This window comes from Coprococcus sp. RTP31081st1_H1_RTP31081_211007 (assembly GCF_040227275.1).
Taxonomy (GTDB): domain Bacteria; phylum Bacillota; class Clostridia; order Lachnospirales; family Lachnospiraceae; genus Coprococcus; species Coprococcus aceti.
The window spans coordinates 1-16,902 of the sequence record NZ_JBEHVP010000011.1 but is presented as its reverse complement, the minus strand read 5'-3'; the positions used below and the strand labels follow the sequence as shown (position 1 = coordinate 16,902).

Here is a 16,902-nt window from a genome sequence, read left to right as displayed (position 1 = left end):
CAGATATTTCTTATTTAAGAACTGCATCCTCTATGGCGTCGTACATCTTATCCTCCTTGGTGTGTATGACAACCGCCTTGTCCGGCTCCCAGTACACTGACACTGCCGTGCCATCAGGATATACCGTGGCATCAGGATGATTGTTGACCTTGACTTCCTTGCCATTTGGCAGTTCCACTATAGTCTTAAGGACCGAACCAACATAGATCTGATCCTTGACGATTCCTTTCAGTGTAAATCCATCCACCGGCTTGTCTGACAGATGCGTATTTTCGGGACGTACCGATATGTACACGATCTCTTCCTTAACAAATCCCTCGCCCTTCGCTCTGACCTTTCCATTCTCCATCGTAAGCCCAAGATCAGTGCCTTCTATGGTGTCCACATTTGCCTCGAATATGTTGGACTCTCCTATGAAGCTTGCAACAAATTTGGTCTGTGGGTTCTCGTATATCTCTTTTGCCGTACCGATCTGCTCGAAGTGTCCCTGATGCATGACAGCTATCCTGTCGCTCATGGTAAGCGCCTCTTCCTGATCATGGGTTACATACACAAATGTGATTCCCAGCTTCTTCTGCAGCCTCTTGAGCTCCACCTGCATCTGCTTTCTGAGTTTCAGATCAAGTGCTCCGAGTGGCTCATCAAGAAGCAGTACCTTCGGTGAGTTTACCAGTGCCCTGGCAATTGCAACTCTCTGTTTCTGTCCACCTGACATCTGCGATGGCTTTCTCTTCTCAAATCCATGGAGCTGTACCAGATCCAGCATTTCCAGAACTTTTTTCTTTATCTCCTTCTTGTCCATCTTCTTCTCAACAAGGCCAAATGCTATGTTGTCAAAGACTGTCATGTGAGGGAAAAGAGCGTAACTCTGAAACACCGTGTTAACATCCCTGTTGTACGGTGCCAGCTCTGTGACATCCTTATCTTCTATGTATACATTTCCCTCCGTGGGTGTCTCAAAACCTGCAATGATACGAAGTGTGGTCGTCTTGCCACAGCCTGATGAACCAAGCAATGTCAGGAACTCTCCCTCGTATATGTCAAGGCTGATGGGCTTCAGCACCTGATTGTCGCCAAATGACTTTGTTATGTTTTTAAGCTGTACTATTGCTTTTCTCTCTTCCATCAGCAACTCACCTCACTCTTTTCTAAAGTAGTAATCAAAGTATTGATTCTCCGTGTTCTCCTGTCCTTATCCTCATGACATCGTCAACATTTGTTATAAATATCTTTCCATCTCCAACCTGACCAGTGGAGAGTTTCTCACATATCTCTGTGAGTATGTCATCCAGATCCTCGTCAAGTATCACGGTCATGACGTAGAGCTTTGGCAGGAGATTGATCTCCATCCCAAGCTTCTTGAATTCTTCGCTGTAGCCCTTCTGGTGTCCGCAGCCCATGGCCGACATGACGGTGAGTCCGCTGTATTCATTCTTGCTGAGTATCTTCTTGAGTGGCTCAAGCTTCTCTGGTCTGATGATGAGTTCTATCTTCTTCATATCCATTCCTCCTTACAAATAAAAAAGAGAGCAGCGGAGTCATATTCCTATGAGCTCCTTTGCTCTCTTCCATGTGTTCTTGCTTTTAATTTTCACTCATTGTAGAGTCTGGTATAATACCAAGGTCAATGTTTTTTGTCATTTCTTTAATTGTTTATTTTATTCGGCAGACATGGTTTATTTTGGCAGCCAATGTCTAAATTTACTTAACATTGTTAAGTCCATCACTTTATTTTATTAAGTGCAAATGTCTCATCTTGGGCTTCGCTGCTGATGCATCTCTGTCCTCTTTGCCATGACAGGTCTCTCACCGCTATGAAATCTCCATAGCATTTTGTAAGATGTTCTACTATAATCATAAATTTAGCTTTATGATTTTTCTGTTATAAAAGTATGGAATATTGGTTGATTTTTCCTTTTCTGCTATTGACATTTTTCTGTCTGCCACAATATATTTGAAATGTAGGGAGTTATATAATGTTTTTGAAAAGGGAGGTTACAATTATTATGAACAAGCATTTAAAACATCTGCTGCTCACCATGTGCATCTTCGTATTCGGATTTGCCCTGACGGGATGTGGAGTAGCCACAACCACAAGCGTGAAGATCTCATCTGCTACAAAGGCGAGCTGTACTGTTTCTATTGGGTTTGATGATGAAATGATTGAATCTATGGCAAGCTTATCTAACACAACAAAACAAGCTATAATAAAAGATGCAAAAAAATCTGGACTTAAATACTCCAAAAAGAGAATAAATGGTACTATTTATCATATGTTTATCTCAACTATAAAAAACTCAAGTTTTAAAGATATCGAAGACAATCTTAATAGTACCTCTGGATTTTCAAACGTATGCATAAGCAAAAATTATTTCTTTGCCACTTTTAACCCTTCTGCCTTAACTGTATCAACATCCGGATTATCTGACGAAGCTATGGATTTATCATCCTTCTACTTAAATATGAAGATAACCTTCAAGTCCAAGGTCAACTTCACAAACGGCACAGTATCCAAAGACGGTAAAACCGTATCATGGGTCATCAAAGATGCAGACAAGGCAACAAGGCTTTTCGCTTCCACAACCAAGGTGAACAAAACCGCCAGAAGCAAGTCCGTCGTAAATGGCAAGACTTACAAACCTGGCAAGAAACTTACAGTATCTAATCCTAAGAGTCTTGCGAAAATGAAGCTGGACGGTAAGGCTGTAAAACCGGGCAAGGCTGTTCTTAAGAAGGGAACACACAAGCTCATCATCTGGTCCAAGGACGGCAAGGTACAGAGAGTAACTTTCAGAATAAAACAATCTGATTAACTTACACTAACATTTTTCATTAAAAAGCTTTCGGCTGGTCATATTACAGTCGAAAGCTTTTTGTTTCGATGCCATCAAAAATCGATGTTTAAATCTGTAAATTACTATACAATTTGGAGAATGACCCCTAAAAAAGCCCCAAAATTCGCTTTATTGAGGAATGTTTGTCATTTTATTGACTTTATCTGAAGATTGATTTAATGTATGCCTACCAGCTGGAATACAAATTTTATCGGAGGACTCTATTTGAAAAATACAAAACAGGGAAATTACCGTGGTGATACCTACACCACTAAGGAATCTGCTGACCAGATATTCGACCATGCATTTAAGAAAATGCTGACTTTATCATCCAAAGCTGTAACCAACATGATAAACGGTCTTTTTGGCACGGATCACAATCCGTCCACTACCACCATAACCTATCACTGGACTGAACACCAGGCTGATGGAACTCTAAAAACCACACTTGCGGATTCAATACTCATTCTCAATGACAAATATGCCTACCACATGGAAGCACAGATCACAGAAGATAACGAAATAGTTTTCAGGGTATTCTCCTATGGCTACGGCTATGCTGATGTAAATAAGGAAATACATACGACAGAATTTGACAACAAACCTGTTTACACCTTACACTTTCCCGAACCACGAATCATTTATCTTGGTGATGTATCATCGTCTGTTCCTGATGAACTACAGCTTAAACTTGATTTTCAGAACAACTCCCCATATATTTACTCTGTACCAACCGTAAAGCTGGCTCAGTTGAGTGCCCAGGAACTCAACGACCGCAAGATGATAATCCTTATTCCTTTTCATCTCCTCAAGTTGAGAAAACTTATGAACAGAAAAAACGGCCCAGATAAAACCACTATCAATTCGTTGAAAAATCTAGTTGAGACTGATATACTTCAAAGTATAGAAATCAATCAGCAGTTAGGTAATATCACGCCTTCTGATGCACATCAGTTGATATCGCTGACGAAAAAGTTATATACCTATCTGTATGATGCTTATACTGAGACAGAGGAGGTCTGGAATATGATTGATCAGTCTTTAGAACTCGAATCCGATGCACTGATTCTTAAGATGGAAGCTATGGAAAATACCATCAAGGACATGGATGAAAAAATGGCTGATAAGCTTGCTGAAATCGCCGACAAGAACGCTGAAATCGCCGACAAGGATGCTGAGATTGAACGTCTCAAGGCAGAACTTGCTAAACATCAGAACAGTTAACACAGCATCAGCCAGGATAGTAAATATCCTGGCTGATGTTTTCTTCTTTATCTCATATATGGCATGTCCCACAGCTTAAGCTTTGTTCCGATGCCTTCACTCAGAGCTCTCTGGTAGCACTCATAGCCCCAGCCTACATCAAGGATCGGCATGCCGCCAAGGCTCACGAGAAAGATCTCGTCATCACTCGTTCGTCCCGGCTCGAGGCCACGCATTATGTTTCCCAGATGTCTGATCTCACTCTTCTCTATCCAGCCATCCGTCACCATATTTACAAAGTGTATGCCTGGTGTTCCAAGTGATATCCTGTTGCCATCCTCGTCCCACTCCTGATACACATTTACATATTCCTCATACATCTGTATATTGTCTACAACCTTCGTCACGTGGTCCCTGACAAACTCCAGATCCATATCCATGGTTCCAGATGATATGATCGTGCATCCAGGCTTCACCCATGCCGGATCTATGACAGGCCATTTTCTCGGTTCAACAGATACCGCCTCCGCTATGATATCTGCATCCCTCACGGCCTCCTCCAGAGTATCGCAGATGATTATCTCCTTGAGACTCTTATAGTTCTCCCTGGCGTAATCCGCCAATTCATGGGCTGTGTGCGAAGTCTTTGAGCTGCCCTTGATCTTCAGCACCTCCAGGTCCGGGAACTTTGCCATGATAGCCATGAGGCTTGTCCTTCCTATGACTCCTGCGCCAAGGATAGTCAGTACCTTGCTATCCTTTCTTGCAAGATACATGGCAGTAAGCCCGGGCATCGCTCCGGTTCTCATGGCACTCAGGAGATTGGCTGACATGTACGCAAGCGGCTGTCCTGTCTCCACGTCATTCAGTGTCGCCATGAGTATGGATCTCGGCAGTCCCTTGTGCGAATTTCTGCCATTTGAGCCATACCACTTCTCACCGCACATATGAAATCTTCCTCCGAGATATGCCGGCATCGCCATGAATCTCCTGTCCGCCGAGTCCGCAAGCGGGAAGTTCGGAATGTCCGACTTCTCCGGAAATATGAGCTGTACGCCGTGGTCGTTATGCGCTCTGCCGCCCATGAGGTAGTCACCCTCGCTTAGGAGTGTTATTACTTCGCCTATGGTGTCCACAGCTCTGTCCGCATCGAGTACGCCCGCCTTTATCATGTCCTCTTCATTCAGAAATAAGAATTCAACCTTGCTGTCCATACTGCCACCTCCTGCTGTAATTCACTATACAATTCATCAATTGCATATTTGCAAATGTGTTCTATTTTACGTTTCTAAAACATCTTCTATAAATCTCCACGACATCCTCCTTCGTCAGAGGCACCCTGCAATGCTCAAGTCCCTCTGCCGCCGCCTTCTCAGCCATCTCGTCAAAGTCCTTCTCATAAGGCACGCCCAGCTCGCCGAGATCCGAGGTCAGACCCATATCCTCATATAACTTCTGTGTCTTTGATATTGCTTCTCGGGCTATATCATAAGGGGCCTTTGTCTTTTCTATATCCCATACATTCACGCCGTAATTTACCAGAACCGGAAGGCTCTTCTCGTTAAGAATGTAATCCATCAGAACCGGCGTGATGATCGCAAGTCCGTGTCCATGTGTTATATCATAGTAAGCACTCAGCTGATGCTCTATGGAGTGCGCCGGCCATGGGCCATCCTTGCCACACGCTATGAATCCGTTTATCGCCCACTCAGATGCCCAGAGGATATTTGCTCTGGCGTCATAGTTGTCCGGCTCTGAGACTGCCACCGGACCGTACTTTATAAGGGTTTTAAGAAGAGCCTCCATCATGCGGTCCTGCATGTATGTGTCTCCATTATCTGCAAAATAAACCTCAAATATATGGTTCATGATATCCGCCACACCTGCTGCCGTCTGGTATGCAGGAACGGAAAATGTATACTCAGGGTCAAGTATCGCATAAGCAGGATAGAGCAGATCGGATGCGATATCCTTCTTCTGCTTTGTCTCCTCATTTGTGATAACTGCAAATGGATCCATCTCAGAACCCGTCGCAGCCATAGTCGCGACAGCTATGATCGGCATAGCATTCTCTATCTTCTCTGGGTGTCCGACCAGATCCCATGGATCACCGTCATAGCACGCTCCGGCTGCTATAGCTTTGGAACAGTCTATTGTACTGCCGCCTCCCACAGGAAGTATCACCTTCACATCATGCTCCAGACACATCTGCACACCCTTCTTCACCGTTGTGAGTCTCGGGTTGGGTTCTACACCCGAAAGCTCAATATGGGAAATGTGACTACAGTCAAGTAACTTGATTATCCTGTCGTACAGCCCTGTTCTCTTTATACTTCCGCCTCCGTACACCAGCAGAACACTGTCTCCGTATTCGCTGATGTACCCTGACAGATCATCAATGGCGCCCTTGCCAAATGATACCTTTGTCGGAATATTATAAAAAAAATTCTCCATGTTATATCTCTCCTTTAGCTTATTGTTATTATTGATACTTTTGCTCTGTGGAGTACCTATTATATTGCTCAACAGAATTGCTTCATCAATAATATACGCCTCTGATCCATATGCTGTCTACCTGACAGCCTTGAATCTATCATATCGTAAGGACGATATATCCACCACCGTCTTCTCGCCGAGCACCATCTGTGAGAGCATAAGTCCAACAGCCGGTGCCGTTCCAAATCCATGTCCGGTAAATCCACATGCCAGTATAAGTCCCGGAACCTCGTCGACCTCGCTTATGACTGGAACACCATCATAACAGAGATCAAGCCATCCGCCCCAGGTCCTTACGATCTTGGCATCCGCCAGCATCGGTATATATCCCATGATCGCCCTGCAACCGGCAGATACGGTGAGCGGTGAGGTCCTGAGCTCATCAAGTCCCATGTCCGTTGTCTCCTCAAGTCCCGAATCTGAGCCAAATACAAATGATCCGTGCTGTGACTGATGTCCGTAAAAGTCAGCGGATGCAACACCAAGCATGATGTCGAACATGTGCGGCTGCACCTCCGTAACCAGCGCCTCCTCAAAATACTTTGTCATCGGCACATCTATTCCAACTGTCCTTGCGATGAATCTGCTCTCATATCCGGCAGCCAGTATGACCTTGTCCGCCTCGAACTCCTCACCTGATTCCAGTATGACCTTTCTGAGTTTTCCTTTCACCTTCTCAAGTGCAGCCACCTTTGCATCTGTGAAGAAATTTACCCCGAGCTCCGTTGCCCTCTTGTAGTACGCCAGAGTCGTCAGCATAGGATTTGCATGTCCATCTGTAGGACACCAGCTTGCGCCGATTATCTCGTCAGAGAGGTATGGGCAGATCTCCTTCACCTCTTTGCCATCTATGATCTTCATGTCAAGTCCGAGAGAGTTAGCATTTGCCGCAAGGTTTCTGAGCTTTTCCATATGGGCATCAGTCTTGCCAAGTCTAAGGTTGCCCTTCTGATAGTATTCCACGTCAACTCCAAGCTCCTCGGAAAGTGTCGGCCACATATTCTGCACCGCATACATTGCATATGGCAGCTCCCTGACATCTCTTCCCGACTGTCTGACTCCGCCTCCGTTTCGTGAGGAGCCTCCATGTCCTATGCTCGGACTACCCTCTAGCACTATTACATCCTTCATTCCTGCTTTTGCCAGATAGTATGCCGCAGCACATCCATTTACACCGCCGCCGATGATTATAACCTCTGCTGTATGTTTACTCATGAGCCTCACCTCCATCTCTCGCAAGTATCCGCATCTCTGTAGGTCTCATAGGTGCCCTTGACGTGGCAGGCTCTATGTCAAGAGGTGACACGTGAAGTTCCCTTGCCACAATGCCCTTCACCAGCTTGCCACAAGTCTGTCCCTGACACAATCCCATCCCACACCGGAGGAATCTTCTTATCTCTTCTATCGTCAGCATTCCCGCATGAACTGCCTGCCTTATCTCGCCCTTTGTGACCTCCTCACACCTGCACACCAGCATGTCGTCATCCGGTGCCGGAACATAAGGTCCTATGGCATCAAGTTTTTCTCTGATATCTATCATAACCGCACCTCCTTGAAAAATCTTGCCTTCATCACCATGTTCTTCGGCACCTTCATGGTCAGCAGATTGGTATGGTCAAATGCTTTTGCACTTCTGACACTTACGACCTCCGCCTCGCACACCTCATGGCCATCACGGCCAAGTGCCACGCCCTTTGTTCCTTTCTCTGGTATCGGAAGAAACTCATATGGAAGTGTCACCGTTCCATAGCCATCCCCGGTGTCCTCGTCCACTAGGAATATGGCCTGTCCTGAACAGCTTGCAACGCACATGCCACAGCCTATACATGGATTTTCCGTCACTGTCGGAAGAGAGGTTATATTTGCCCCTATGCTTATGCACCCCTTCGGACACGCATCCTGGCACGGATTGCACGGGATGTTCTGGGTGCACTCTATAACCGGATGTATTCCCTTCCTGTGAGTCACTCCCGGATATCTCTCTATCTCGTCATCTGCCACAAAGCCGTGCTCCAGCAGATTCATCGATACATCTATGCCTTCCTCAGTCTTCTCGATCAGCTTGCCCCTGTTCTTCGGTGCAAACATTCCCTCACGGAGGCTTCCAAGTGCATCCTCAAGCTCCGATGCACGCGCTTCCATCTCTGATTTTTCTATAAATCCGAGATCCTGCGATATGACAGATCCCGCTATTCTGCCCTCGATCATGGCTGAGCTTGCCTCCTCGATCCCGGACACATCCCCGGCTGCAAATATTCCCGGCACTGAGGTTCTGCCCCATTCGTCACACTCAGGAACGTATCCGCCCGGAGTATCCTTCATCTTTACGCCCGCCTGCTTTAAAAGCTGTGACATAGGTGAAAGTCCAACGGCAACGCATATCGTATCAACGTCAAATGTCTTTTCGGTTCCCTCTATGAAATTAAAATGGCTGTCTACCTGTGCGATCGTCACTCCTGTTACCCTGTCCGTTCCACTCGCCTCAACGATCGTATGTGACAAGTAAAATGGAACTCCACACCTCGATATCTTTGCAGCGTGTACTCCGTATCCTCCAATCCTCGGTGCCGCATCAACTAAAGCCACGACCTCACACCCTGCCTGCATGAGCTGATAGCTGACGACAAGTCCTACATTTCCTGAACCGAGCATCAATATCCTGTTACCCGGCTTTATGTGATGAAGATTCATCATAGTCTGGGCGGCACCCGCGCCGATGACTCCCGGAAGTGTCCAGCCTTTGAAGGTAACCATGTTCTCACTGGCTCCTGTCGCCACAAGCACACTGTCGCCCTTGAAATGCTTTATCCCATCACCGATCCTGACCGTCACTTCTTTCTCGTCATAGAGACCCACAACTGTTGCATTAAGCCTTACATCCACACCCAGTTTATTTGCCTCCTCAAGAAGTTCGTAACCTATGTTGAATCCTCTTATCTTCGCCTTGTGTTCCTTTGATCCGAAGAACTTATGTATCTGTTTGAAAAGCTGACCGCCAGGCTTTGCATTCTCGTCAAATACTATCGGCTTCATTCCGTTCTTCGCAGCCTCTATCGCTGCGGAAAGTCCTGCCGGACCTGCGCCTATCACTATCAGATCGTATCTCTCTATCATAGCAGTCACCTCCTAAAAATCCTTCTCTGCCGACGCACCGTACTGCGTCCTCACATCCATTCCCTCTTCCAGAGGAGTGATGCACGTTCTTATATTTGGCTTGCCATTTACGATCATGACACAGTCCGTGCATCTTCCTATGGCACAGAATACACCTCGCGGCTCATGTCTCTTCTTGGTATATCTGTGTGTCATGACACCCGCAACTCTGAGCGCCGCCGCTATCGGCTCGCCCTCTATTCCCTGAAGCGTCTGTCCATCATATGTAAAATTCACCAGCCTGCCCTCCGGGGTGTCCCCCAGTATCGGGTGAGTTAATATCCTATCCATAGCCATTCCTCCTTTTTGTGTGGTTAATTAACTTGGTGAAATGGTAAACCCTTGTATCATGCTAGAGTCAATGTACTTGATTTGTTTTTGCGAAATTCGTTAGATAGGAAGATTTAGCGGTCATATGGCTTAATTTTATTAAGTAATATCAAAGAAAATAGAATTTGATTAGGTGGTGTGTTACGATACAGTTATATGGGATCGGGAATTGGAGATTATATTATGAAGAAAAAGGATACTTTCAAGATTGGGGAATTGTCTAAGCTGTTTGATATCGGCGTGGATTCTATCAGATATTATGAGAAGGTTGGGATACTGCACCCTGTGAGAAATGACGAGAACAATTACAGGATGTACACCATTGATGACGTCCGCCGCCTTGCGCTTATCCGTGAGCTGCTGGGACTCAGCTTTTCCACTGACCAGATCCGTGAATATGACGAGGACAGAAATGTCGATAGTACGACATCCCTGCTCAGAGCCGAGCTTGACGTGGTTGACGCTGAGATTGCCAAGCTCAAAGCCACCAGGGACAGTATCCAGAACCGGCTGGACACCATCACATCCCTTTGCAGCCCGGATATACAGGATGAATTTGAGACTATTGTGATAAAGGAGCTTCCAGACCGAAAGTGCGTCATGGTCACTGACGACAATCTTCCTGATGATTATGTCTCCTATTATGTGGTCAAATACATGCAGAGCCACAACACCAAGATTGACACAATAGGTGCCTGCGACTGCTATACCCTTGACATCCCCGGAAGCGATCCAAAGTCCAAGTATTACCGTACCAAGAACGTATTCTTCTTCGCACCATACCTTGAGGACGCCGATTGCAATTATGTACTTCAAGCAGGAAGATATCTCTCCATGACATACAAGGGCGCCCTGACCAAGACAAAGGAACTGCTGCCACGGCTCTATACATACGCACAGGCTCACCAGCTTGAGATTGCCAGTGACCCTGTTGAAATGTGTCATATAGATGATTATGAGACCAACGATGACAGTGAATATATAATTGAGCTGCAGCTCATGATAAAATAACCATTTTGCCGCAGCTCATTTTGTTCTCTAAAAATGTAATTACAGATACTCACTCATGAACAGCTCCGTGTCGTATGGGGTTATCACCATTTTATCACGCTCATTCTCCACTGTGTCATTATTCAGATACAACGCAGTGTCAAACACAATGTCAGCATCTTCCCTGTTATCCACCAACACTCCTCTGCCCATGACATTGAGTGCGATAAGATCGTAGAGATCCGGCTTCTTCATATTCACCATGGAATAGCATACCGCTGCGACTCCAGAAAGATTGCTCTCCAGATTATTGCCGACGGTATTTGTGTGGACTCCACTGAGCGACAGATTCATGTCACACCAGATAAACTCCCGCTTAACACAGTCAAATATTACAGGAATACACACCGTGCTGCCCGCTGTGAGATCCAGCTTCTGTTCCACCGTCTTTGGCTCATATATCTCACCCGAGTTCACATCAGCCCTCTCCATCCAGCCAAACATTGCATGAGGCATCTCCGCATAGTTCTGACCGGTAAAGCTATACACCTGGTACACCACATACCTTGCACCATATCTCACAACTGAATCTACGTCCACATCAAGGAACTCACTGACACCATCACCATCCACAGGACCGCCATTTACAATGTCCCCCGAATGACAGGCCTTATATTTCTCAGATTTCAGATTGGTATATGACACATGCTCCATGTAGTTCCAGTTCTCGTCAAATATAGCCGCCGACAGGTCTATGTCGACTCTTCCATCGTCATACGACTCCAAATCACATTTGTCCATATTCGTCCACCATATAAATGCCCTCACAGCATCTGTCTGCGAAGCCATAGGGAGTCTCGAGCCTCTGACTATAGTCTTAAGCGCCTTGCTGGCACTTCTCTGGCTGAATGGAACCACATAATTCCTGTAATCCTCAGACAAGTACACCTTACCAATAGGCTCCCTCTGTCCATAGATCTTCACAAGGGCATTTTCACAGATCCGAACAACTTCCTGACAGTATCTCTCATCTATATCTGGCAGATTGTTTTGCTCGCTGTGGCACTTTGCAAGGCGCCCCTTTGGGAAGAACACTCTCACATCTGTATGCTCAGGTCTGTGCAGAAAGTGCTCCCTCACCTGAAGCAGTACTGGTGTCGACACCTTCTCCGCCACAGACGCAAAGCTTCTTATAACAGGCTCTTTATATGTCTCTCTGAGCAGCTGATCCAGTCTCCTTGCCAGTTCACCCGGTCTCTTCACCAGCTCGGCAAGCGCACTTTCATACTCACCATAGGCAAGGTCAAACTCAACCTTTCCTGCAAATGTCTCTATCTTCCTGTTATTTCTCAGCTTGTCAAATGCATTTATCGCCCTGTCATACTCCAGAGTGTATCTGCTGCAGTCAAACTCAGAAGGATGGATCCTCTCTCCAATTCTGATCCATCTCTCCTTATATCTGAGCATATCCTCCTCTATATTCGGACAGCCAGACAGAAGCTCCATGATCATCCTTCTCTGTCTGCGTGAAAAGCTTCTGTATCTAGTATTCTCCGCAAGGCTCACATCGCCATCACTCATGGCAGTCACAAGTCTCAGCACATCAGTTGCAGTCTTTACATATTTCCTGAGCTCACTGACATTTGCCAGAGGCTTCTTCTGCAGATAGAGCGCGGCGATGTATGCAGCATTCTCCTTGTGTGGTATGTTATCAGGCAGCTTCATATTCTCAGTCTCGAATAAATATGCTATATCCTCCCTGTCAGTTCTTGATATGGATGTTCTCGACGTACAGATATTGTCAAATATCTGTCTCACATCGTCCTCGCTTCCAAGCTGCAAAACCTTGACCTTCGTCTCGTCAAAAAGTGGCAGTCTGTCATTTACACACTTTCTGTGATTCTTTGGATACAGGATACCATCTGACCAGTAATGCACCATCGCATTTATATACAACTCAGAAAAATGTGCATCCATAACGCCCTTAGGGAAATCGGCATACATAGGCATATATACAACATTTGCACCCACAAGCTTCATAAGCGCGGCTTTGAGTTCAAGATAAAATTCTGTCAGTTCATTGACGCTGTATGTTCTGAGAACGTCAAACACCTCCCTGGAAAATGTATATCCAAGTTCTTCGATGTTCTTCATAATGGCCGTTATGTAGCGATCATTTGCCACTCTTGCAGTACCAGTGCCAAGTATCACTTTGTTTTTACGCCTGAGCAATATCTCGTTCATAGCTTTTCTCCTTATTAATGAGGAAACCGGTGGCGGTAAGCTTTTACATTTATCATCCCAATTAAGAAGGAACCACCACCATAGCCTCTTTGTGTTTCGCGATAATCAATATATCAAATCGAAACTGTCCAATCAATGAACCGCTAGTTTAAAATGAACATCGTCTCTTGCAATCACGGACTTTGGCTCGTTGCTCTGCGCAAATACAAAAGACACATAGAGTATATGCCGCACTGCTTACTCTATGTGCCTTTTAATTTTATAGTTTTCGCTTTATATAGAAATTACAAATTCATCCCTCAAGCGCGACCTTTACAGCCTTTTTCTTTCTGGGAAGACAGAGCTGGAGCACCACCGCTATGGTTGCACCAACTGCAGTTCCTGATGACATGAAGTAGTTCAGGAACTGAGGCATTGCATTCACCACATCTGTAGGAATGACTATAGTTGCCACAGCTGCCACGACTGAGATCCCCACGATAAGTGACGATCTCTCATCAAGTGGCTCACTCTGTATGATCTTAATTCCATTTGATATGAGCAGGATACATACAACCGCAAATACACCATTTACGACAGGTGTCGGTATACATGATATGACGGTCATAAGCTTTGGACATACGCCGAGCACCATGAGTATCATACCACCCGCAATGATCGCCATACGGCTTCCGACCTTCGTGATCGCAAGGACTCCGGCATTTGAAGAATAACCTGTCATTGGAGTTCCGCCGAACAGTGAACCAACAAGACATCCAACACCTTCACCTATGGTAGCACGATCTATTCTCTTATCGCTGAGATCCTCACCTGTGATGGCGCTGATCGTCACCCATGTTCCTGTTGTATCGAGGAGCACGATAAGGTAAATGAACATCATGAGTATACAGGACTTAATCTCAAACTTTGGAAGTCCAAAGTGGAAAAACTCAGGCAGCTTGAACCATGCTGCATCGTGTACTGAACTAAAGTCCGCAGCTCCCATCGCTGCAGCAACCACTGTTCCGGCAACCAGTGCAAGTATTACTGATACCATGTGAAGTATCCTGTTATGCTTAAGCTTGTACTGAAGTATCATACATACGATGAGCACTCCTGCAGCAGTAAGACCTGATGCTACATTTGCACTTAAGTTTCCATCTGAGCTTGCTATTCCCTTGGCCGCTGTAGGTGTCAGCGATATTCCAACTATAAGTATGATGATACCACCGATAAATGGAGGTATTGCCTTTCTCACAAATTTCGAAAAGCCCTTAAATATACCCAGTAATACGATCATGATTGCTCCGGGTATCAGACTTCCTATCATTGCACTGACTCCCATGGTCGCGCCTATCGTACACATAGCTCCAAGCGGTACATACGATGGTCCCTGTATGATAGGGTACTTCATGAAGAATCCCGCCTGCAATATAGTTGCAATTCCACATGCAAAGAAACTCATCTGAAGGAAAAATGATAACTCTCCTCCGGCAAGTCCTATCGCCGCTCCAAGTATCAGCGGCATGATATACAGATCCATTGACAATACATGCTGCATTCCGAGAAATGCCGCCTTGCCACAGCTTATCTTCTCATTTACGCCAACTATGAGCTGGCTGTCATTTTCTATTATCTTCTTATCTTCCATATAAACGCGCCTCCTTATCTGCTGTCACATAATCCGCATTTTCATCCTACAATTTATCTGCAAGCTGCTTTCTGAGAACCACAAGCTCGCTGTTTATTTCATCTATCAGGCTTCTCTCATCTATACCGCAAGCGAACTTTCCGCCCTGATATACTACCTTTCCATTTACTATCGTTGTATCGATATTTTCCTCGGATGACGCATATACGACCGTCGCCTTTGCATCATGCATAGGTGCCGACTTCAGATGATTAGGGTCAAATATTATTAAGTCCGCATTCTTGCCAGACTCCAATGTTCCCAGCTTGTCAGCCATTCCTATTGCCTTTGCTCCCCCTGCCGTCGCCATGTGTATGATATCATCTGCGCTGATGACTGCTGCATCTCTGTGTATTCCCTTCTGTATGAGAGCTGCCAGCTTCATACTCTCCAGCATGTCCGTACTATTGTTGGATGCCGCACCATCCGTTCCTATAGATACATTTACCCCTGTAGCAAGGCTTTCCGGAATAGGTGGTATTCCTGAACCAAGATAAAGATTAGGTGCTGGATTGTGGCTTATAGACACTCCATATTTTGCAAATCTCTCTATGTCATGAGGTGTGAGGTTTACACAGTGGACTGCCAGGAATTTGTCTGTCAGGAATCCTATCTCCTCAAGCATATCCACTATATCCTTGCCGTAATATCTTCCGCACATCTCATTGTCGACCTCAGTCTCCTTGATATGCATTGAGTATCTCACATTCTCACTGAGACAATACTCAAGCATCTCCTGATAGCCCTCCTTCGTGGTCGACCATGTGACGTCCGGGCCTGTCCAGATCGAAAGCATATCATTTTCTTTATAAGCTTTCTTCAGTGCATCCACTTCCTTCATGGCCTTTCCAGCAGGCTCAAGAAAGCACCTTGGCATTCCGTATTCCTCTCCGGTATCCTGGAATGTTCTGATAAATACGCTTCGTATACCAGTTGAAACCATTCCGTCTATACAGGAATGAGCCAGTTCAGAATCCTGATTGGTGTAGAAAAACTCACTCATGGTCGTACATCCACTCTTTATTGCCTCCATACATGCAAGCTGTGCTGCCAGCTCATGCTGATGCGGTGTCATATACTGTCCATATGGGAGTGCTGAAAGATTCAACCACTCTATCAATCTGTGATCAGCTCCAAGACCTTTCAGGAAAGACTGGAATATATGTATATGTGTATCTATAAATCCCGGAAATACCACCTTGCCCTCGGCATCTATCACACGTCCGGCGCCCTCACATTCCTGAAGCTCCTCCGGTGTCAGCTCATTCATTTCCTTTATCAGAGTTATCTTCTCTCCCTCTATTCCTATGATTCCCTTCGCATACACTTTTCTGTCCTCATCCATTGTGTGTATCTGCGCATTTTTGATTATCAGATCATAACTCTTCATAGCTCATTCCTCCTGACTTTGAATATCCACTAAAAAAGGAGTCCTTCCCCGGCAGTGTGTGTTAAAATGTTCCACACAAACTACTTTTGAAAAGACTCCTTTGTCCTGTTCTAAATCTTCTGTATTACATTTTCATTTTCCGCGGTATAAACAAAAAAAGAACCCTACAGCTATCTGTTTTGGTGTTAAGGAAAACAGATAAAACTTTTGGTTCCTGATGGCTCGTATCTTAGCACTATCCCGTCAAATGGTCAATACTCATAACCTCTGTTGTTATATTTTTATTTTTTTAAAGGACTTTACCTTAATATCTTATGTTTATGCCATTTTTGCTTAATATTTTAAGGTAAAGAAAAAAGCCTGAACCCCTTGATTTTCCTTAGGTTTCAGGCTTTTAATTTAATGCCGGCGACCGGAATCGAACCGGTACGGGAGATTAGTCCCGCAGGATTTTAAGTCCTGTGCGTCTGCCAGTTCCGCCACGCCGGCATTCTGCACCTTATTAAAAGGTTTAGAAAATGGGACCTATAGGGCTCGAACCTATGACCCTCTGCTTGTAAGGCAGATGCTCTCCCAGCTGAGCTAAGATCCCA

Annotated in this window: 14 protein-coding genes and 2 tRNA genes; 3 read left to right on the top strand and 13 right to left on the bottom strand. The window is 45.3% G+C overall.

The window, feature by feature from the left end:
* Positions 1-10: 10 nt before the first annotated feature.
* Both ABUA31_RS13580 and ABUA31_RS13575 read right to left on the bottom strand, forming a co-directional pair.
* Entirely contained in the window at positions 11-1,126 is a 1,116-nt protein-coding gene (locus ABUA31_RS13580; RefSeq protein ID WP_015533491.1) for an ABC transporter ATP-binding protein, read from the bottom strand.
* Between the two features lie 34 nt (positions 1,127-1,160).
* The gene (locus tag ABUA31_RS13575; protein WP_015533492.1) at positions 1,161-1,499 is read right to left on the bottom strand and encodes a P-II family nitrogen regulator; all 339 of its coding nucleotides are present in this window, start codon (positions 1,497-1,499) and stop codon (positions 1,161-1,163) included.
* Positions 1,500-2,006: 507 nt separating this feature from the next.
* On the opposite strand from ABUA31_RS13575, the gene ABUA31_RS13570 reads away from it, so the two are divergent.
* A complete protein-coding gene (locus tag ABUA31_RS13570) occupies positions 2,007-2,813 on the top strand; it encodes a hypothetical protein (RefSeq protein WP_055147905.1) in 807 nt (268 codons plus the stop codon).
* Between the two features lie 246 nt (positions 2,814-3,059).
* The gene (locus ABUA31_RS13565) at positions 3,060-4,058 is read left to right on the top strand and encodes a coiled-coil domain-containing protein (RefSeq protein WP_055147908.1); all 999 of its coding nucleotides are present in this window, start codon (positions 3,060-3,062) and stop codon (positions 4,056-4,058) included.
* Positions 4,059-4,105: 47 nt separating this feature from the next.
* On the opposite strand, the gene ABUA31_RS13560 is transcribed toward ABUA31_RS13565, so the two are convergent.
* The 6 genes from ABUA31_RS13560 to ABUA31_RS13535 form a co-directional block, all read right to left on the bottom strand.
* Entirely contained in the window at positions 4,106-5,251 is a 1,146-nt protein-coding gene (locus tag ABUA31_RS13560) for a tyramine oxidase subunit B (RefSeq protein WP_055147911.1), read from the bottom strand.
* A 61-nt stretch (positions 5,252-5,312) separates the two neighbouring features.
* The gene (locus ABUA31_RS13555; RefSeq protein WP_238051920.1) at positions 5,313-6,491 is read right to left on the bottom strand and encodes an iron-containing alcohol dehydrogenase; all 1,179 of its coding nucleotides are present in this window, start codon (positions 6,489-6,491) and stop codon (positions 5,313-5,315) included.
* 117 nt (positions 6,492-6,608) lie between these two features.
* Entirely contained in the window at positions 6,609-7,748 is a 1,140-nt protein-coding gene (locus ABUA31_RS13550; protein WP_015533495.1) for an NAD(P)/FAD-dependent oxidoreductase, read from the bottom strand.
* Complete coding sequence (locus ABUA31_RS13545; RefSeq protein WP_015533496.1) at positions 7,741-8,073, bottom strand: (2Fe-2S)-binding protein; 333 nt, start codon at positions 8,071-8,073, stop codon at positions 7,741-7,743. The genes ABUA31_RS13550 and ABUA31_RS13545 overlap by 8 nt, the downstream gene beginning before the upstream one ends.
* A complete protein-coding gene (locus ABUA31_RS13540; protein ID WP_330378013.1) occupies positions 8,070-9,647 on the bottom strand; it encodes an FAD-dependent oxidoreductase in 1,578 nt (525 codons plus the stop codon). The genes ABUA31_RS13545 and ABUA31_RS13540 overlap by 4 nt, the downstream gene beginning before the upstream one ends.
* A 12-nt stretch (positions 9,648-9,659) precedes the next feature.
* Positions 9,660-9,977 (bottom strand): (2Fe-2S)-binding protein, encoded by a 318-nt coding sequence (locus ABUA31_RS13535; RefSeq protein WP_055224615.1) that lies wholly within the window; start codon positions 9,975-9,977, stop codon positions 9,660-9,662.
* Positions 9,978-10,199: 222 nt separating this feature from the next.
* Between ABUA31_RS13535 and ABUA31_RS13530 the strand changes: the two genes are divergently transcribed.
* Positions 10,200-11,027 (top strand): MerR family transcriptional regulator, encoded by an 828-nt coding sequence (locus ABUA31_RS13530; protein ID WP_349819028.1) that lies wholly within the window; start codon positions 10,200-10,202, stop codon positions 11,025-11,027.
* A gap of 39 nt (positions 11,028-11,066) precedes the next feature.
* Here ABUA31_RS13530 and ABUA31_RS13525 read toward each other — a convergent pair whose 3' ends face one another.
* The 5 genes from ABUA31_RS13525 to ABUA31_RS13505 all read right to left on the bottom strand — a co-directional run bounded on the left by ABUA31_RS13525 (position 11,067) and on the right by ABUA31_RS13505 (position 16,901).
* A complete protein-coding gene (locus ABUA31_RS13525; protein ID WP_349819027.1) occupies positions 11,067-13,250 on the bottom strand; it encodes a TerD family protein in 2,184 nt (727 codons plus the stop codon).
* A 292-nt stretch (positions 13,251-13,542) separates the two neighbouring features.
* Positions 13,543-14,880, bottom strand: a complete 1,338-nt coding sequence (locus ABUA31_RS13520; RefSeq protein ID WP_349093468.1) for a uracil-xanthine permease family protein — start codon at positions 14,878-14,880, stop codon at positions 13,543-13,545.
* Positions 14,881-14,926: 46 nt separating this feature from the next.
* Entirely contained in the window at positions 14,927-16,309 is a 1,383-nt protein-coding gene (locus ABUA31_RS13515; protein ID WP_349819026.1) for an amidohydrolase family protein, read from the bottom strand.
* A 403-nt stretch (positions 16,310-16,712) separates the two neighbouring features.
* Positions 16,713-16,798: transfer RNA gene (locus tag ABUA31_RS13510), tRNA-Leu, on the bottom strand.
* A 30-nt stretch (positions 16,799-16,828) separates the two neighbouring features.
* Positions 16,829-16,901, bottom strand: a tRNA-Val gene (locus tag ABUA31_RS13505).
* Position 16,902: the final 1 nt, after the last annotated feature.

Coding starts and splice junctions, on each gene's coding strand:
- ABUA31_RS13580 (WP_015533491.1), bottom strand. CDS start 1,126: ATGGAAGAGAGAAAAGCAATAGTACAGCTTAAAAACATAACAAAGTCA.
- ABUA31_RS13575 (WP_015533492.1), bottom strand. CDS start 1,499: ATGAAGAAGATAGAACTCATCATCAGACCAGAGAAGCTTGAGCCACTC.
- ABUA31_RS13570 (WP_055147905.1), top strand. CDS start 2,007: ATGAACAAGCATTTAAAACATCTGCTGCTCACCATGTGCATCTTCGTA.
- ABUA31_RS13560 (WP_055147911.1), bottom strand. CDS start 5,251: ATGGACAGCAAGGTTGAATTCTTATTTCTGAATGAAGAGGACATGATA.
- ABUA31_RS13555 (WP_238051920.1), bottom strand. CDS start 6,491: ATGGAGAATTTTTTTTATAATATTCCGACAAAGGTATCATTTGGCAAG.
- ABUA31_RS13550 (WP_015533495.1), bottom strand. CDS start 7,748: ATGAGTAAACATACAGCAGAGGTTATAATCATCGGCGGCGGTGTAAAT.
- ABUA31_RS13545 (WP_015533496.1), bottom strand. CDS start 8,073: ATGATAGATATCAGAGAAAAACTTGATGCCATAGGACCTTATGTTCCG.
- ABUA31_RS13540 (WP_330378013.1), bottom strand. CDS start 9,647: ATGATAGAGAGATACGATCTGATAGTGATAGGCGCAGGTCCGGCAGGA.
- ABUA31_RS13535 (WP_055224615.1), bottom strand. CDS start 9,977: ATGGATAGGATATTAACTCACCCGATACTGGGGGACACCCCGGAGGGC.
- ABUA31_RS13530 (WP_349819028.1), top strand. CDS start 10,200: ATGAAGAAAAAGGATACTTTCAAGATTGGGGAATTGTCTAAGCTGTTT.
- ABUA31_RS13525 (WP_349819027.1), bottom strand. CDS start 13,250: ATGAACGAGATATTGCTCAGGCGTAAAAACAAAGTGATACTTGGCACT.
- ABUA31_RS13520 (WP_349093468.1), bottom strand. CDS start 14,880: ATGGAAGATAAGAAGATAATAGAAAATGACAGCCAGCTCATAGTTGGC.
- ABUA31_RS13515 (WP_349819026.1), bottom strand. CDS start 16,309: ATGAAGAGTTATGATCTGATAATCAAAAATGCGCAGATACACACAATG.